18 protein-coding genes are annotated in these 16,323 nt (G+C 76.7%); 12 read left to right on the top strand and 6 right to left on the bottom strand.

The features are described from left to right. Window positions 1-2 precede the first annotated feature (2 nt). From ACI79W_RS13500 to ACI79W_RS13490, 3 genes are read left to right on the top strand one after another with little or no spacing between them, the layout of a single operon-like run. Window positions 3-218, top strand: a complete 216-nt coding sequence (locus ACI79W_RS13500; protein WP_456562600.1) for an RNA-binding S4 domain-containing protein — start codon at window positions 3-5, stop codon at window positions 216-218. 37 nt (window positions 219-255) lie between these two features. Further along, window positions 256-1,449 (top strand): pyridoxal phosphate-dependent aminotransferase, encoded by a 1,194-nt coding sequence (locus ACI79W_RS13495; RefSeq protein ID WP_456562599.1) that lies wholly within the window; start codon window positions 256-258, stop codon window positions 1,447-1,449. Next, window positions 1,446-2,231, top strand: coding sequence for a nitrilase-related carbon-nitrogen hydrolase (locus tag ACI79W_RS13490; protein WP_456562598.1), 786 nt, complete (start codon window positions 1,446-1,448; stop codon window positions 2,229-2,231). The genes ACI79W_RS13495 and ACI79W_RS13490 overlap by 4 nt, the downstream gene beginning before the upstream one ends. 12 nt (window positions 2,232-2,243) lie before the next feature. On the opposite strand, the gene ACI79W_RS13485 is transcribed toward ACI79W_RS13490, so the two are convergent. Together ACI79W_RS13485 and ACI79W_RS13480 are read right to left on the bottom strand one after the other, a co-directional pair. Next, the gene (locus ACI79W_RS13485) at window positions 2,244-3,086 is read right to left on the bottom strand and encodes a DUF2382 domain-containing protein (RefSeq protein WP_456562597.1); all 843 of its coding nucleotides are present in this window, start codon (window positions 3,084-3,086) and stop codon (window positions 2,244-2,246) included. A 94-nt stretch (window positions 3,087-3,180) separates the two neighbouring features. After that, a complete protein-coding gene (locus ACI79W_RS13480) occupies window positions 3,181-4,143 on the bottom strand; it encodes an endonuclease/exonuclease/phosphatase family protein (RefSeq protein ID WP_456562596.1) in 963 nt (320 codons plus the stop codon). Window positions 4,144-4,207: 64 nt separating this feature from the next. Between ACI79W_RS13480 and ACI79W_RS13475 the strand changes: the two genes are divergently transcribed. After that, window positions 4,208-4,837: a CYTH domain-containing protein gene (locus ACI79W_RS13475; protein ID WP_456562595.1), complete on the top strand. Its 630-nt coding sequence runs from the start codon at window positions 4,208-4,210 to the stop codon at window positions 4,835-4,837. Window positions 4,838-4,983: 146 nt separating this feature from the next. After that, on the top strand, window positions 4,984-6,303 hold the full coding sequence (locus ACI79W_RS13470) for a metallophosphoesterase (RefSeq protein WP_456562594.1): 1,320 nt from the start codon (window positions 4,984-4,986) through the stop codon (window positions 6,301-6,303). Here ACI79W_RS13470 and ACI79W_RS13465 read toward each other — a convergent pair. Next, window positions 6,269-6,880, bottom strand: coding sequence for a TetR/AcrR family transcriptional regulator (locus ACI79W_RS13465; protein ID WP_456562593.1), 612 nt, complete (start codon window positions 6,878-6,880; stop codon window positions 6,269-6,271). The two genes, ACI79W_RS13470 and ACI79W_RS13465, sit on opposite strands and share 35 nt — an antisense overlap. Window positions 6,881-7,043: 163 nt before the next feature. Between ACI79W_RS13465 and ACI79W_RS13460 the strand changes: the two genes are divergently transcribed. The 3 genes from ACI79W_RS13460 (at window position 7,044) to ACI79W_RS13450 (ending at window position 8,689) form a co-directional block, all read left to right on the top strand. Further along, window positions 7,044-7,772 carry a GntR family transcriptional regulator gene (locus ACI79W_RS13460; protein WP_456562592.1) on the top strand — a complete coding sequence of 243 codons (729 nt, stop codon included), beginning with the start codon at window positions 7,044-7,046 and terminating at the stop codon, window positions 7,770-7,772. Between the two features lies 1 nt (window position 7,773). After that, window positions 7,774-8,244 (top strand): SRPBCC family protein, encoded by a 471-nt coding sequence (locus ACI79W_RS13455; RefSeq protein WP_456562591.1) that lies wholly within the window; start codon window positions 7,774-7,776, stop codon window positions 8,242-8,244. A 169-nt stretch (window positions 8,245-8,413) separates the two neighbouring features. After that, window positions 8,414-8,689, top strand: coding sequence for a GlsB/YeaQ/YmgE family stress response membrane protein (locus ACI79W_RS13450; RefSeq protein WP_456562590.1), 276 nt, complete (start codon window positions 8,414-8,416; stop codon window positions 8,687-8,689). Between the two features lie 28 nt (window positions 8,690-8,717). Here the strand turns inward: ACI79W_RS13450 and ACI79W_RS13445 are convergent, their stop codons facing one another. Next, window positions 8,718-9,356: an MBL fold metallo-hydrolase gene (locus tag ACI79W_RS13445; protein ID WP_456562589.1), complete on the bottom strand. Its 639-nt coding sequence runs from the start codon at window positions 9,354-9,356 to the stop codon at window positions 8,718-8,720. A gap of 98 nt (window positions 9,357-9,454) precedes the next feature. Between ACI79W_RS13445 and ACI79W_RS13440 the strand changes: the two genes are divergently transcribed. Next, window positions 9,455-9,673, top strand: a complete 219-nt coding sequence (locus ACI79W_RS13440) for a hypothetical protein (RefSeq protein ID WP_456562588.1) — start codon at window positions 9,455-9,457, stop codon at window positions 9,671-9,673. Window positions 9,674-9,768: 95 nt separating this feature from the next. Here ACI79W_RS13440 and ACI79W_RS13435 read toward each other — a convergent pair whose 3' ends face one another. Then, window positions 9,769-10,545 carry an enoyl-CoA hydratase-related protein gene (locus tag ACI79W_RS13435; RefSeq protein ID WP_456562587.1) on the bottom strand — a complete coding sequence of 259 codons (777 nt, stop codon included), beginning with the start codon at window positions 10,543-10,545 and terminating at the stop codon, window positions 9,769-9,771. A 460-nt stretch (window positions 10,546-11,005) separates the two neighbouring features. On the opposite strand from ACI79W_RS13435, the gene ACI79W_RS13430 reads away from it, so the two are divergent. Both ACI79W_RS13430 and ACI79W_RS13425 read left to right on the top strand, forming a co-directional pair. Continuing rightward, window positions 11,006-12,622 (top strand): protein kinase domain-containing protein, encoded by a 1,617-nt coding sequence (locus ACI79W_RS13430; RefSeq protein WP_456562586.1) that lies wholly within the window; start codon window positions 11,006-11,008, stop codon window positions 12,620-12,622. Beyond that, on the top strand, window positions 12,619-14,145 hold the full coding sequence (locus ACI79W_RS13425) for a protein kinase domain-containing protein (RefSeq protein WP_456562585.1): 1,527 nt from the start codon (window positions 12,619-12,621) through the stop codon (window positions 14,143-14,145). The genes ACI79W_RS13430 and ACI79W_RS13425 overlap by 4 nt, the downstream gene beginning before the upstream one ends. An 8-nt stretch (window positions 14,146-14,153) precedes the next feature. Here ACI79W_RS13425 and ACI79W_RS13420 read toward each other — a convergent pair whose 3' ends face one another. Beyond that, window positions 14,154-14,885 carry a hypothetical protein gene (locus tag ACI79W_RS13420; RefSeq protein WP_456562584.1) on the bottom strand — a complete coding sequence of 244 codons (732 nt, stop codon included), beginning with the start codon at window positions 14,883-14,885 and terminating at the stop codon, window positions 14,154-14,156. A gap of 147 nt (window positions 14,886-15,032) precedes the next feature. Here ACI79W_RS13420 and ACI79W_RS13415 point away from each other — a divergent pair, with 147 nt between their 5' ends. Beyond that, the gene (locus ACI79W_RS13415; protein ID WP_456562583.1) at window positions 15,033-16,316 is read left to right on the top strand and encodes a competence/damage-inducible protein A; all 1,284 of its coding nucleotides are present in this window, start codon (window positions 15,033-15,035) and stop codon (window positions 16,314-16,316) included. Window positions 16,317-16,323 lie beyond the last annotated feature (7 nt).

The raw sequence follows: 16,323 nt of genomic DNA, 5'->3' as shown, positions 1-16,323 counted from the left end.
CCGTGCAGACCGTCGACCTCCGACCGGGCGAGGAGAGCATCCGGCTGGGCCAGCTGCTCAAGCTCGTCGACGCCGTCCCCACCGGGGCCCAGGTGAAGGACGTGCTGCTCTCGGGCGCGGTGACGGTCAACGGTGAGCCCGAGGACCGGCGCGGCCGGCAGCTGCGCTCCGGCGACGTCGTCGCGATCGAGGGGCACGAGGACGTCCGCATCAAGTAACCGTTCCACGTGGAACCACCCCCCGGGAGGGAGCCGCATGGCCGTACCGCTGGCGTCCCGGCTGCGCGGCTTCGGGACGACGGTCTTCGCCGAGATGAGCGCGCTCGCGGTCGCCACCGGGTCGGTGAACCTCGGGCAGGGCTTCCCCGACTACCCGGGGCCGCCGGAGGTGCTCGACGCCGCCCGCGCCGCCATCGGCACCGGCGCCGACCAGTACCCGCCCGGCCCTGGCACCCCCGAGCTGCGCGCCGCCGTCGCCGAGCACCGGGAGCGGTACTGCGCCTCCCCCGCCCACCCGGCCTACGACCCCGACACCGAGGTGCTCGTCACCGCCGGCGCGACCGAGGCGCTGGCCGCCGCGATGCTCGCGCTGCTCGAGCCCGGCGACGAGGTGGTGCTCTTCGAGCCGATCTACGACAGCTACAGCGCCTCGGTCGCGATGGCCGGCGGCGTGGTGCGCCCGGTGCCGCTGCACCCGCCGGACGACGGCGCCGGGCCGTGGACCTTCGACCAGGCCGAGCTGCGCGCGGCGATCACCCCGCGCACCCGCCTGCTGCTGGTCAACTCACCGCACAACCCGACCGGGACGGTGCTCAGCGGCGCGGAGCTCGCGGTCCTGGCCGAGCTGGCCACGGCGCACGACCTCCTGGTCGTCACCGACGAGGTCTACGAGCACCTGGTGTTCGACGGCGCCCGGCACGTCTCCCTGGCCACCCTGCCCGGCATGCGGGAGCGGACGGTCGTCGTCTCCAGCGCCGGCAAGACCTTCAACGTCACCGGCTGGAAGGTCGGCTGGGTGTGCGGCCCGGCACCGCTCGTGGCCGCCGTCCGCACCGCGAAGCAGTTCCTCACCTACGTCAACGCCGGGCCGTTCCAGCCGGCGGTGGCCGCCGGGCTGCGGCTGCCGGAGGCGTACTTCGCCGGCATCGCCCGCGACCTGCAGTACCGGCGGGACGTCCTGGTGGCCGGGCTGCAGGACGCCGGGCTGCCGGTGATCAGCCCGCAGGCGACCTACTTCGCCACCGTGGACGTCCGCGGCGTGCAGCCCGACGGCGACGGGCTGGCCTTCTGCCGCGCGCTGCCGGAGCGGGCGGGCGTCGTCGCCATCCCGACCGTGGTCTTCTACACGCCGGAGCACGCCGCCCTGGGGCGGCACCTGGTCCGGTTCGCGTTCTGCAAGAGCGACGCCGTCCTCGCCGAGGCGGCCCAGCGGCTGAGGAGGCTGGCATGAGGGTGGCTGCGGTGCAGCACGACATCGTCTGGGAGGACCGCGAGGCGAATTTCGCCCGGTTGTCCCGCCAGGTGGCCCGGGCCGCCGGCGCGGGCGCCGAGCTGGTCCTGCTCACCGAGACCTTCTCCACCGGCTTCTCCATGACGCCGGGCATCGGGGAGCCCGAGGACGGTCCCTCGGCGGCCTTCCTCGCCGCCCAGGCCGCCGAGCACGGTGTGTGGGTGGGCGGCAGCTGCCCGGAGATCGCCCCCGGTACCGGCGGGGAGGGTGGGGGAGACGGGGAGCTGCCCTACAACTCCTTCGTCCTCGCCGGGCCGGACGGCACGACGCACCGGTACCGCAAGCTGCACCCGTTCACCCACGGCGGCGAGCACGAGCGGTTCCGCGCCGGCGACGGGCCGGTCACGGTGACGATCGGGGGTCTGCGGATCACCCCGTTCATCTGCTACGACCTGCGCTTCGCCGACGTCTTCTGGCACGCCGCCCTGGAGACCGACCTGTACGTGGTGGTGGCCAACTGGCCGGCCGCCCGGCGGCACCACTGGCAGACCCTGCTGCAGGCCCGGGCGATCGAGAACCAGGCCTACGTGGTCGGGGTGAACCGCGTCGGCACGGCGGGCGACGGCACCGAGCACACCGGGGACAGCCGCATCGTCAGCCCGATGGGGGAGCTCCTGGCGACCGCCGCCGGCACCGAGACCATCGTGCTCGCCGACGTCGACGCCGCGGAGGTCGCCGCCACCCGCGACCGGCTGCGGTTCCTCGCCGACCGGCGCGGCTGAGCCGCCCACCGGTCAGGGGCGGGGTGCGTCCTCGCGGTCGACGCTGATCTGCTCCCGCAGCACCTGCTCGGTCACCGTCTCGCGGCCCTCGACCACCTCGGTCCGCAGCCGCACCCGCTCGACCGGCACCACCTCCACGCTGAACACCGGCCGTTCGGCGTGGAGCACGATCTCGTCCGGGAGCCCGGTGGAGGGGCCCCCCTCGGGCACCAGCGACTCCTCGACGCCGGTGTCCCGCGTCGTGCCGGTGCCCGCCGTGCCGGTCCGCGCCGTACCGGCGTCCTCCAGCGGCACCTCCTCCAGCCGGATCTCCTCCCGGCGCACCGGCACCGTCACCTGCACCTCCTCGGTGACGACGTACTTGACCAGGCGGACCCGTCGGGCGGCGACCTGCTCCGTGCCGACCCGGAGCCGCTCCTCGCTCCGGGTCATGGCGCCGGAGGTCTGCGTCGTCATGGCGCCGGGGGTCTGCGTCGCCGCGGGGGCGGGGGACCCGGCGTCGTCGCGCTCGTGGTGGCGGCCGCCCGCCGGCGTCCCCGGGTGCTCCCCGGCCAGCCCGTAGTGGCGGCGCAGCTCTTCCTCGTCCCGTGGGTCGAGGTGGGTGCCTTCCACGGCCGGGGCGCTCGTCACCGCCTGCGCGGTGACCGGCAGCCGCAGCCGGCCGTCCTCCCAGGACGCCTCGCGGGCCGGGACGATCGAGTGCCGGGTGCCGAACAGCCCGGTCGTCACCGCCACCCAGGTCGGCTCCCCGGTCCGGTCGTCGACGAAGAAGTGTTCGACGGTGCCCAGCTTGTCGCCCCCGTCGCCGTAGGCGGTGCTGCCGATCGCGGCGGTGACCTCGTGCTGGCTCAACATGGGTCGGCTCCCCTCCGTGGGGCGCGCTCGGCCGCGCGCCACCCCGTCAGGGCTGCCCACCGGGCGGGCTCGGCGAACATCGCCGGTCCGGCGCTCAGCCGGCGGGCAGCACCAGGTCCACCACCACCGACCGGTGGTCGCTGCCCCGCACGGGGACGGAGGTGCACCCGGCGACGGCCAGCCGCGGGTCGACGAGCACGTGGTCCAGGCCCAGCCGCGGCACCGGCGAGCGCAATGGGCTCCACGTGCGCAGGTGGCCGCGGCCGACGGCGCGGGCGGCGTCCAGGTACCCGCGGCGCAGGACCGCGCGCAGCGCCGCGTGGTCCAGCGTGGCGTTGAAGTCGCCCGCCAGCACCCGCAGGACGCCCGGCTCCGGGCCGGGGAGCGCGGCGAGGTCCTCCGTCCAGCCGCGGACGGCAGCCGCGGACGTCGCCGGCGGGCGCGTGTGCACCGCGGTCACCTCGAGCTCGGGCCCGGGCCCGCCCGGCACCCGCACCGCGGGCTGCTCGAACCCGCCCGGCACCGCGGTCCGGGCGCCGAGGGGCAGGCGGCTCCAGACCGCTCCGGACGCCGCCGGCTCGCTCCCCGGGCGGGCCGGGACGACGTGGGCGTGCGGCAGCGCCTCGGCCAGCCCGGCGGCGCGCAGCCGCCGCTCCGCCTGCGGGGTGAGCTCCTGCACCGCCAGGAGGTCGATCCCGTGCCGGCGGACCAGGTCGACGACGGCCTCCGCGGGGACGAGGCCCCGCCGCAGGCTCACCGTGGCGATCCGCACCCGCCGGCCCGCCGGCGGGGGCGCGACCGCCGGGCGGCCCCGGTGCGAGCGCACCGCGCCGGCGAGCACCGCGCCCGCGCCGGCGGCGAGCAGGACGGCGGCGCGGGACCGGGCCCGGACGGCCACCGCCAGCGGCAGCACGGCGGTACCGGCGGCGTAGGGGGTGAAGGCGAGCGCGGGCACCAGCGGGAAGCCCCGTTCGCTGCCGGTGCGGCGCACCACCGCCCACACCGCCCACGGCACCGCCGCCGCGACGGCCCACCGGGGGTCGCGGGTGGGGGCCATGCCCGCCACGCTAGCCAGGGCGCCGGGCAGCCGCCGCACGCCGGGGTGCCCTACCGTCGGGCGCGTGGTCGCCGAGCAGCTGGAGATCGAGCGGAAGTTCGACGTCGACGGGGAGTTCACCGTGCCCCGCCTCGACGAGGTCCCCGGGGTAGCCGCCGTCGCCGACCCGGTGGTGCACGAGCTGACGGCGGTCTACCACGACACCCCGGACCTCCGGCTGGTGCGCGCCCGGGTCACGCTGCGCCGCCGTACCGGCGGGCCGGACGAGGGCTGGCACCTCAAGCTGCCCGCCGGCGCCGCGGCCCGCCGCGAGCTCCACGCGCCGCTGGCCGACGGCACCGACGTGGCGCCGGCCGAGCTCCTCGAGGTGATCGGCGGTCTCCTGGCCGGGGAGGTCCCCGCGCCGGTCGTGACGATGCGCACCCGGCGGGTGGTGACGGCGCTGCGCGACGCCGCCGGCCGGGTGCTGGCCGAGCTGGCCGACGACACGGTCACGGCGACGGTCGGCGCGGGCACCGGCGGAGGGGCACCCGAGGTGCGCAGCTGGCGGGAGCTGGAGGTCGAGCTCGTCGACGGCCCGGAACCGCTGCTCGCCGCCGTGGGGGAGGTGCTGCTGGCCGCCGGCGCCCGCCCGTCGCCGCGCGCATCGAAGCTGGCGTTCGCGCTCGCGTCCCGGCTGGGCAGCGGCGGCTGATCCGACCCGGGAACGCCGCACCGCCCTTCGTCGTCCATCCTCTGCACCGGCGCGCACCGATCGGTCCCGCCGCACCACGCCGTCCGCCGGAGGTCCCCCTGTCCCTCATCGGTCTGCTGGGCTTCGGGACCGTCGTCCTGCTGGCCGTGGCGCTGTTGCACGCCTACCTGTGGTTCCGGCTGGTCCGGAGCACCACCGGCCCCGGGCGGCTGCGCCGCCGGCTGACCGTGCTCACCGTCGTGCTGGCCGTGCTGCCGGTGGCGGCGGTGCTCTCCCGCGGGGCGCTCCCGCTCGAGGCCGCCACCCCGTTGAGCTGGATCGGCTACAGCTGGCTGGGCATCGCCCTCTACGCCGTCCTGGCGCTCGTCGTCCTCGAGCCGGTCCGCCTGCTGGGCAGCACGTGGATCCGGCGGAGGGAGAGCAGCTCCATCCTGCCGAGTGAGCGCCGTAGGCCTTCGGGAGGGCAGGACGCATCGGCTCCGCCCGACAGGGGGACGGCACCTGGCCGCGCTGCCGTCGGGGAGGACGGCGGTGTGCAGAGCGGTGCGGTCCGGGACGACGGCGGAGTCGCAGCCGATGCCGCAGCCGGCGTGCTCCTCGACGACCGCGCAGACCCGGGCATCGACCGGCGGCGTTTCCTGGCCCGGGGGCTGGCGGTGACCGCAGGCGCGGTCGCGCTCGGCACCGCGGGGACGGGCGCGTACCTCGCCAACTCGGCGCCGGTCGTGCGGCGGGTGCCGGTGACCCTGCGCGGGCTGGACCCGGCGCTGGACGGGCTCCGGATCGTCACCTTCTCCGACGGCCACCTCTCGGCCACCTACGGCGGCCGGCGCTTCGAGCGGGTGGTGGAGCTGGTCAACGAGCAGCGCCCCGACGTCGTGGCCATCGTGGGCGACCTGGTCGACGGCGGGGTCGACGAGCTGCGGGAGGACGTCGCCCCGCTGGCGGACCTGGTCAGCGAGCAGGGCGTCTACTTCGTCACCGGCAACCACGAGTACTTCGTCGACACCCAGGGCTGGATGCGGCACCTGCCGACCCTGGGCGTGGACGTGCTGCGCAACGAGCGGGTGGCGATCCGCCGCGGCGGCGCGTCCTTCGACCTGGCCGGGATCGACGACCGGACGGCGGCGGCCTCGGGGCTGCCCGGCCACGGCGCGGACCTGGACGCCGCGCTGGACGGCCGGGACGAGAGCACCCCCGTGGTCCTGCTGGCCCACCAGCCGGTGCAGGTGGCGCAGGCCGCGGCGGCCGGCGTGGACCTGCAGCTCTCCGGGCACACCCACGGCGGTCAGCTCTGGCCCTTCGACTACGCCGTGCGGCTGGACCAGCCGGCGGTCGAGGGCTGGTCGCGGCACGGCGACACCCAGCTGTACGTGACCTCGGGGGCCGGCTACTGGGGCCCGCCGATGCGCATCGGGGCACGTCCGGAGGTCACGGTGGTGGAGCTGCGCTCTCCCTCCCGCTGACCTGATCAGCCCGGTCGAGCGCGTCGAAGGCGGCCTCGATGCACTCCTCCAGTGTCTCGGCGCCGTCGCCGTCGGCCCAGGTGAGCAGCCCCGTCGTGTAGGCGGCGAGGTAGGCGCTGGCGACGACCAGGTCGGCCGGCCGCGGCCGGCCCCCGTCGGAGCAGGCCTGGGCGACCATCGTCGCGGTGATCCGGTCGAACTCGCCGGCGCGGTTGCGCAGGGTGCTGCTCCCGGCGATGATCTGCCAGCGCGCGTGCAGCTGGTCGCGGACCTCGGCACCGATCCCGGTGAGCGAGTCGACCGCCGCCTGGCGGATGCGCACCGCGAGGGGCAGGTCGGCCGGCTGCGCCGAGATGAGCGCCGCCACCTGCTCCGGCGCCATGAGCCGCATCACCACGTGCTCCTTGCTCGGGTAGTGCGCGTAGAAGGTCGGCACCGAGACCCCCGCCGCATCGGCGAGGCGGCTGACGCTCACCTGGTCGAAGCCGTGGGTCTCGAACAACCCCACGGCCGTCTCGAAGATGCGTTCGTGGGTCGCCTCCCACCTGCGCCTTCGCCAGTCCGGTGCGTCCGTCACCAGGCGATCATCGGCCGCGGGTGGGGTGGTCGCCAGCCACCGGCCCGAGCTGTCATGCGGCCGTTACCCGGGGGCGCCCGGGCCACGACCGGATGTGACGTCCCATACGACATGACGACCAGACGTCTCCCCGGGCAGTACCTTTGTCCCCGTGGTGAACCCCGTGGCCGGACCGAAGTACCTGTCGGTCCGCGAGCACCTGCGCCGCCGGGTCGCCGCGCTGCCCGAGCTGACGCTGCTGCCGCCCGAACCCGTGCTGTGCGCCGAGTACGGGGTCAGCCGCATCACCCTGCGCCGCGCGGTGGACGGGCTGGTCGCCGACGGGCACCTCGTGCGCGAGCAGGGCCGGGGCACCTACGTCACCCGTCCGGCCATCCGGCACGAGTACCGCGAGAGCTTCGTGCACCGGATCGCGGGGTTCAACTCGGTGATGACCGAGCAGGGCGCCCAGGTCGGCACGACGGTGCTCACCCAGCGGGTGGTGCCGGTGCCGGCAGCCGTCGCCACCGAGCTGAGGCTGGAGCCGGCGTCCGACGTCGTCGAGCTGGTGCGGCTGCGCAGCGTCGACGGCACACCCAACCACGTCGCGCACAGCTTCCTGCCGGCGGAGACCTACCCCGGGGCGGTCGACGCCGACTTCAGCGAGGGCTCGCTCTACGACTACCTGCGCCGGGAGTACTCCGCGGACCTCGCCCACGCCCGCATCGTGGTGGACGTCGGCACCGCCGCCCCGGACGAGGCCGATGCGCTGGGCGTGGTCGCGGGCTCCCCGCTGCTGGTGGTGCGGACGACGGTGCGCGACAGCGGGGGGCGGCCGCAGGTGCACAGCTTCTCCCGGCTGCGGCCCGACGTCAGCCAGGTGGAGTTCGAGGTCTCCGTGGGCGGGCGCTGACGTGCGGACGACCGCGACGGGTACCCGCGAGGTGCCGCAGCGCCGTGCGGAGGTCTGGCGGGCCCTGGCGGTGCTCGAGCCCTACTGCGCCGTCTGCGACGTCCCCTACGTCCTGCAGGGCTCCGGGGCGCCCGGCGTCGGCACGACCTTCGTCTGCGCCCCCGGCGAGCTCGCGGGCGCCGCTCCCCGGGCGGGCGCGCCCCGCGGTGAGATCGTGACCTGGGAGCCGCGGTCGCGGGTCGGCACCCGCCTGGTGCTCACGCCCGAGACGTGGACGACGGAGATCGAGCTCGCCGACACCGCCGACGGTGGCACGCGCGTGACGATCACCATCGGGCACGAGCCCACGGGCGGGAGCCGGGTGGTCCGCCGGCTGACCCGGAACGCGGTGCGCCGGCTGGTGCAGCGCACCGTCGACGCAGAGCTGGCCAAGGTGCCCGCGCACGTGGCCCAGGCGGCCGCGCGCGGCTGACCCGCGACGGCGCGACCGTCTCTACCCCTGGTGCGGCCATGATCGCCACCTCGATCGGGGTAATGACGCATCACTGCAAACTGCGCGGGTACGCAGCCCTTCGTGCCCCGGCGGCACACCCGGCACCCTGCCGGGCCTCTGCGCGCCGGGCGGTTACCGAGGAGTTGGCATGGAAATCATCGGGTTGATCATCGCGGGTCTCATCATCGGCCTGCTGGGCAAGTTCGTCGCCCCGAGCGCTCGTGACAACACCCCCCTCTGGCTGACGCTCCTGTGCGGCATCGGTGGTGTGCTCATCGGCTACTACCTGGCCGGCGCGCTGGGTGTCGACGACACGAGGGGCATCGACTGGATCCGGTGGATCATCTCGATCATCGTCGCGGCCGTGCTCGTGGTGGCCGCCTCGACGATCACCGGGCGGAACACCCGCTCCGTCCGCCGCTGACCCGGCCTGCCCCGGGGGTCCGTCGGGCTCAGAGCTCGACGGACTCCCCGGGCGCGAGCCGCGCGTAGGGCGTCGGGGTGCCGGGGCCGCGCTCCCCGAGCAGCCCGCTCATGACGCCGAGCCCGGTGTCGTTGAGCAGCCCGTCGTGGACGGCGAACGCCTGGTCGGCGTGCACCTCGCGGAGGTAGTCGATGACGTCGGCCGTGCGCGACCACGGCGCGTGCAGCGGGAGCAAGAGCGTCGGTACGGGCGTGCCGGGCACCGTGAAGGCGTCGCCGGGGTGGAACACCTGCTCGTCGACGAGGAAGCCGATGTTCGCCACCCGGGGCAGCTCGGGGTGGATCTCCGCGTGCAGCTCGCCGTGGACCTGCACGTCGAACCCCGCGATCGTCAGCGCGTCGCCGGCCCCGATGACGTGCACGCGGTTCCCGGCCCCCTCCAGCGCGGCCGCCACCGAGCGGTTGGTCCAGACCTCGAGCGAGGGGGTGGCCTCCAGCGCCGCCCGCAGCCGGTCGGGGACGAAGTGGTCGGCGTGCTCGTGCGTGACCAGCACCGCCGTCGCGCCGTCGAGCGCGACCGGGTCGGTGAAGGCGCCGGGGTCGATGACCAGCCGGCGCTCGCCGTCGGAGAGGACCACGCAGGCGTGCCCGTGCTTGGTGAGCTCCATGCCCCGATCCTGCACCGCCACCCGAGGCCTCACCCGTCGGGGTGAGCTGCCGCCCGCGGCCCGTCATCCGCGGCCTCCCCGCTGCCGACGTCGTCCCCATGATCCTGCAGACGACCGCGTTCGCCGCCGCCCGCAGCCGCGCCCACGGCCCGACCGCCGCGCTGTGGCACGCCGTGGAGCTGCACCGGCCGGCGGCCGAACTGGACAGCGCTTGCGAGCTCACCGTCTGCGGTTCCCTGGCCCGGGTCACGCCCGAGCAGCCGTGGCCGCCGCAGGCCGCCGACGTCTGCCCGGCGTGCGCCACGCTCGCCCGGTGACGCCGTCGCCGACGACGGAGACCCCCTGATGCCCTGTCGCCGGACCGGACCCGCCCGACCGGCGGCAGGTGCACGAACCCCGCGGTCCGGTCGCCTCAGCGGCCGGTGAACCGCGGCGGGCGCTTGGCGAGGAACGCCTCGACGGCCTCTCGGTGGTCGGCGGACTGCCCGACCTCCGTCTGCAGCCGCCCCTCCAGCGCCAGCGTCTCCTCCAGGGAGTCGGTGGCCGCGGTGGCGAGAACCGTCTTCACCGCCCGGTAGGCGGCGGTCGGCCCCGCCGCCAGCCGGGACGCCAGCGCCTGCGCCTCCGGCAGCACCTGCTCCGGCGACACGACCCGGTGCACCAGCCCCCACTCGGCCGCGGTCTCGGCCAGGAAGGGCTCGGGCAGCAGCAGCAGCTCGGCGGCGCGCGAGCCGCCGACGCAGTGCACGAGCCGGGACGCCAGCGCCGAGTCGCTGGACAGCCCGATGCCGGTGAACGCGGTGGTGAACTTCGCGCCGGCCGCGGCCACCCGCAGGTCGCCGGCGAGAGCGAGGCCCAGCCCCGCCCCCACGCACGCGCCGTTGATGCCCACGACGACCGGCACCCGCAGGGCGGCCAGCGCCAGCACCAGCGGGTTGTACTCGCGCTCGACCACCGACAGCGGTGCCTCCGCACCGCCCTGCATCTCCGCCAGGTGCTCCCCCAGGTCCTGCCCGACGCAGAACGCGCGCCCGGTGCCGGTGAGCAGCACGGCGCGCACCGTCTCGTCCGCCGCGACGTCGCGCACCGCGGCCAGCAGGTCGGCGCGGGAGGCGTGGGTCAGGCCCGGGCGCAGCAGGGTGAGGGTCGCGACGCCGTCGGCGTCCTCCCGGGTCACGGTGTCGGACATCGGCGCCCCACCTTCCGGTCGCGGTCGGCCGCACGGCGCGGCCCTGGCGGTGATCACCTTGCCAGGCGCGCGCGTCCGCGCGTGGGGGGACGGTCCCGCCGTGCACCCGGCGTGCCGGGACGAGGGCGGCCGCGGAGCCCGCACGGGGCCGGCCTCACCGCACAGCCGCCGTCCTCGCCGTGCGCCGCGGGGTCGACGGGCACCCCGGGAGGTCGACGAGGTGGGCGTGGGCCACGGCCGCGGCGTAGCCCGCCGTGCACGAACTGCAACCGGCGCGCCGGTGTGGCGGGTGGGACGGATGGGACGGGAGGGGGCATCCTCGGGGGTGGGGGACCATGGTCCCCGTTCTGCGGCGCCCGGTGCCCGCGGAGCCGGCAGCGAGGGGTGCGGCGGTGAGCGGGGTCTGGGCGGCGATGCCACGGGCCGTGCGCGCGGGCCGGACGGACGAGGAGTGACCCCGGTGGTGGAACCAGGACGCAGGCGCCTGGGTGACCGCTACGAACTGCAGCAGCTCATCGCCGCCGGCGGCATGGGGCAGGTGTGGCGCGGGCTCGACGCCGCCCTGCACCGCCCGGTCGCGGTGAAGGTGCTGCGCAGCGAGTACACCGGGGACCCCACCTTCGTCGCCCGCTTCCGGGCCGAGGCCCAGCACGCCGCCGGGCTCAACCACCCCGGCATCGCCGCGGTCTACGACTACGGCGAGGAGACCGCCCGCGACGGCTCCGGGGAGACCCTCGCCTACCTGGTGATGGAGCTCGTGGAGGGCGAGCCGCTCTCGGCGCTGCTGCGCCGGGAGGGCCGGCTGGACCCCGAGACGACGCTCTCGCTGCTCGGGCAGACCGCCGCCGCCCTGGCCGAGGCGCACCGCAGCGGGCTGGTGCACCGCGACGTCAAGCCCGGCAACATCCTGGTGCGCCCGGACGGCACCGTGAAGATCACCGACTTCGGCATCGCCTGGTCGGCGCGCGGTGTCGCCCTCACCCGCACCGGCCAGGTGATCGGCACGCCGCAGTACCTCTCCCCCGAGCAGGCCGAGGGCCGGCACGCGACGCCGGCCAGCGACGTCTACGCCCTCGGGCTGATCGGGTACGAGTGCCTCACCGGGCACCCGGCGTTCGAGGGCGACAACGCCGTCACCATCGCGCTCAAGCAGGTCCAGCAGGAGCCCGAGCCGCTACCCGGGGAGCTGCCCCCCGGCGTCCGGACGCTGATCGGCCGCGCCCTGGTCAAGGACCCCGGCGCGCGCTTCCCCGACGGCGCCAGCTTCGCGGCCGCCGTGGCCGCGGTGCGGGCCGGCCGCCGTCCCGACCCGGGCACGGTCGCGGTCGACGCCGTGCCGCGGCGCAGCCGCACGCGGTCCGCCCGTCCGCCGGCTGCACGGCGGCGCGGCCGGCTGGCCGTCGTCCTGCTGCCCCTCATCGGCCTGCTGGCGGGTGCCGCGATCACCGCCACGCTGCTGCAGGCCCTCACCCAGGGCGGGACGCCGAGCACCGCGGCCGCGGCCGAGGAGCGGATCGACGGCAGCATCGTGCTCGAGGAGGCCGACTTCCTCGGCCGGCCGGTGGGCGAGGTGGCCGAGCGGCTGGCCGACCTGGGCCTGACCGTCACCGTGCGGGCCGAGGTGCGCGACGACGTCGTCCCCGACCGCGTCACGGGCGTCGAGCCGGCCGGGCGCCCGCTGCGCGCCGGTGACCAGGTGGTCATCCGCTACGCCGCGGCCCCGGAGCAGCAGGACCGGCCCCGGACACCGGCGGTGACGGGCGCCGCCGTGGAGCCGGAGGGCACGCCCGGCCCTGCGCCGACCACCGAGGCACCCGCGCCCACGACGGGCCCGGGGACCGCGACGGGCACGGACCCCGGGACGGGCACGGACCCCGGGACGGGCGTGGACACCGGCACCGGCACCGGCACGGTCACGGCGCCCCCGACGCCGAGCCTGCCCGCCAGCCCCACCCCGAGCACCCCCACCGACGCGGACCCGGATGAGACCGCCACGCCGTCGGCCACGACGACGGTGCCCAGCACGACCAGCGCCACCCCCGCGGCGGGCTCGTCGAGCCCCGCGACGGAGCAGTGACCTCTCCCCACCGGCCGTCGTCCACCCTCCTCGGTGGTCGCTACGAGCTGCGGGCGCTGCTCGCGACCGGTGGCATGGGTCAGGTCTGGCGGGGTCGCGACGTCGTCCTGCAGCGGCCCGTCGCGGTGAAGGTGCTGCGCAGCGAGTACACCGGCAACCCCACCTTCCTCGCGCGATTCCGGGCGGAGGCCCAGCACACCGCCCAGCTGACGCACCGCAACATCGCCGCGCTGTTCGACTACGGCGAGTCCACCGCCGTCGACGGCGAGGCGCTGGCCTACCTGGTCATGGAGCTGGTCGAGGGGGAGTCGCTCGCCCAGGTGCTGGCCCGGGAGTCGCGGCTCGGTGCCGACCGCACCCTCGACGTGCTGCACCAGGCGGCGGCCGGCCTGGCCGCGGCGCACGCCGCCGGCCTGGTGCACCGGGACGTGAAGCCGGGCAACGTGCTGGTCGGTGACGACGGCACGGTCAGGATCACCGACTTCGGCATCGCCTGGTCTGCCGCCAGCGCGCCGCTCACCCAGACCGGTCAGGTGGTCGGCACCGCCCACTACCTCTCGCCGGAGCAGGCCGGGGGCAGCAAGGCCGGGCCGGCCAGCGACGTCTACGCCCTGGGGATGATCGGCTACGAGTGCCTCGCCGGGCACCGCGCCTTCGACGGCGAGAACTCGGTGCAGATCGCGCTGCGCCAGCTGCGCGACGAGCCGCCCCCGCTGCCCGCCGACGTCCCGGAGCAGGTCCGCACGCTCGTCGAGCGGGCGCTGCTCAAGGACCCGGCCGAGCGCTACCCGGACGGGGCGGCCTTCCGGGACGCCGTCGACGACGTCCGCGCCGGCCGGCTGCTCCCGCCCGTGCCCCGACCGGAGGGCACCCGGCCGCTCGCCGTCCCGGCGCCCGGGCCACGGCCGCTGCGCAGGCGCCTGCTCGCCCCGCTGGTCGGGCTCGTGGTCGGCGTGGCGCTGGGCATCGCCGCGCTGCAGGTCTGGGGCGCCCCCCCGGCCGACCCCGGTGGCGGCACCAGCGAGGCCCCCGAGCCGGTGGTGCTCGCGGCCGGCGACTTCGTCGGACGCCCGGTGGCCGAGGTGGAGGCCGAGCTCGCCGCCGCCGGCCTCGGTGTGCACCTCGCCGGCCGGGAGAGCGCCGCCGTGCCCGCTGACCACGTGCTGGAGCTGGGGCCGGTGGGCGCCGTCGTCCCCGGCACCGTCGTCACGGTCACCTACGCGATCGCCCCGCCGGAACCGGAACCGGACCCCGTCCCCGCCCCGGTCGCGCCCGCCCCGCAGCCCGAGCAGCCGGTGGCCCCGGTCCCGCTGCCGGTCGGGGACGACGGCGGGGAGGAGGACGGCGACGGGGACGGGGGCGAGGCGGACGAGGACGACGCGCCCGGCAACGGCAACGCGAACGGGAACGGCGGCGGGAACGGGAACGGCGGCGGGAACGGGAACGGGAACGCGAACGGGAACGGCGGCGGGAACGGGAACGGGAACGGCGGCGGGAACGGGAACGGCCGGGGGCGCGGCTGACCGGCCGGTCAGCTGCCGGCCGGTGCGCCGTCCTCCGCCGCGCGCTTCCCGCGGCCGGCGGCGAGCCACAGCGCCCCGCCCAGGGCAGCGAGCGCGGCGGTGAGCAGGAAACCCCGGTCGGTCCCGGCCCCGGGCAGCACGACCAGCACCCAGAAGGCCGCGAGACCGGTCAGCCCGCCCGCGGCGATCCGCCACCCCGTCCGGGCGGCCAACCGCCGGCCGGCGCCGAGCGCCCCGGCGAACGCGGCCAGCCCCAGCAGGGTGCAGGCGGTGGCGAAGGCCGACCACAGCGGGATCGCCGACCACGCGGACACGGTGCCGAAGCGCAGCGAGAGGCCGAGCTCCAGCAGCACCAGGGCGAGCGCCACCAGACCGGCGCCCACCAGCGGTGTGCGGTCCCGGGGCGTGCGCGGCTGCTCCGGCGGCCCGTCGCCCGCAGCGGCCGGGGGAGGTTTGGGTGCGCCCAGGCCCGGTAGGCCGGGCACGAAGTCGACCGGCCCGGTGGGTTGGGCGGCCCCGGTGCCCGTCGGAGCCGGGCCGGGCTGCACGGCGGTGGCGCCGCCGGGGGTCGTGGCCGGGCCGGCCTGCGCCGGCGGTCGCGCCGGCGCCGACGGCGGCGGGAGCTGCTGCACCGTGGTCGGGGTGCCGGAGACCGGTGCGGGGATCGGGATCTCCTGGGTCGACGACTGCGCGGGACCCGCGCCCGGGACGGGGGTCTGCTGTTCGGACGGCGTGCTCACGGGTGCCTCCAGGTCGGGCTCCGGCGGGACCACCGGTCGACGGCGGTGCGCCCCGCACGCTAGCGGCGCCGGGGCCGGCCGTCCGCGCGCCACCCGGAGGGAGCCGCTGCGCCTGCCGGTCCGGCCCGGCGCCCCTAGGGTCGGGTCGTGGTCACGCGCGCCGGAATCGTCGTCACCGGGACCGAGGTCCTCACCGGCCGGGTGGCCGACCGGAACGGCCCCTGGCTGGCCGAGCAGCTGCGGGGTCTGGGTGTCGACGTCGGTCACGTCGTGGTCGTGGGCGACCGGCCCGAGGACCTGCTGGCCGCCCTCTCCTTCCTCACCGGCACCGGCGTCGACCTGCTGATCACCACCGGCGGGCTGGGGCCCACCGCCGACGACCTCACCGCGCAGGTGGTGGGCGGGTTCCAGGGCCGCGAGCCGGCCGTGGACCCGGACCTGGAGGAGCGGATCGGCCGGATCGTCGAGCGGCTGATGGCCCGCCGCGGCTGGCGCTCGGATCCGGAGTCGACCGCGGCCGGGGTGCGCAAGCAGGCCCTGGTGCCCGACGGGGCCACCGTGCTGGAACCGGTCGGCACCGCTCCCGGCCTCGTCGTCCCGCCCGGTGCCGGTCGGACCGGGCCGCCTGTGGTCGTCCTGCCCGGCCCCCCGGGCGAGCTGCGGGGCATGTGGCCGGCGGCCGTCGCGGCGGCCCCGACGCGGGCCGCGCTGGCGGGCGCCGCCGAGCTGCGCCAGGAGACCCTGCGGCTGTGGGGGACGCTCGAGGCCCAGCTGGCGGCCACCTTGCGCGAGGTGGAGCCGGACCTCGGCGGCCTGGAGATCACCACCTGCCTCCGGGAGGGCGAGCTGGAGATCGTCACCCGCTTCCCGGCGGAGGCGCAGCCGGTCTACGACCGCTTCGCGGCGCTGCTGGCCGAGCGGTACGCCGCCACGCTCTTCTCCACCGGCCCCACCCTGGACGACCTGGTCGCCACCGCGCTCGCGGAGCGGGGGCTGACGATCGCCACCGGCGAGTCGTGCACCGGCGGGCTCCTGGTCGCCCGGCTCACCGAGCGGCCGGGCTCCTCCGCCGCCGTGCTGGGCGGGGTCACCGCCTACGCCGACGGGGCCAAGGAGGTGCTGGTCGGGGTGCCCCGCGCGCTGCTGGCCGAGCACGGCGCGGTCAGCCCGCAGGTGGCCCGCGCGCTGGCCGACGGCGTCCGCGCGCGCTTCGGCGCCGACATCGGGGTGGGCATCACGGGCATCGCCGGCCCGGGCGGCGGTACGGAGGCCAAGCCCGTGGGGACGGTGCACCTCTGCGTCGCCGGGCCCGACCGGGTCGAGGAGCGCTCGCTCGCGCTCGCGGGCAGCCGGACAGCCGTGCGGGAACGATCCGTCACGATGGCGATGCACCTGCTCCGCGCCCTGCTGCTGGGCGGGCCGCCCGCGTGACGGGCAG

This window comes from Blastococcus sp. SYSU DS0533 (assembly GCF_054050775.1).
This window is presented reverse-complemented; position numbering and strand designations above follow the sequence as displayed.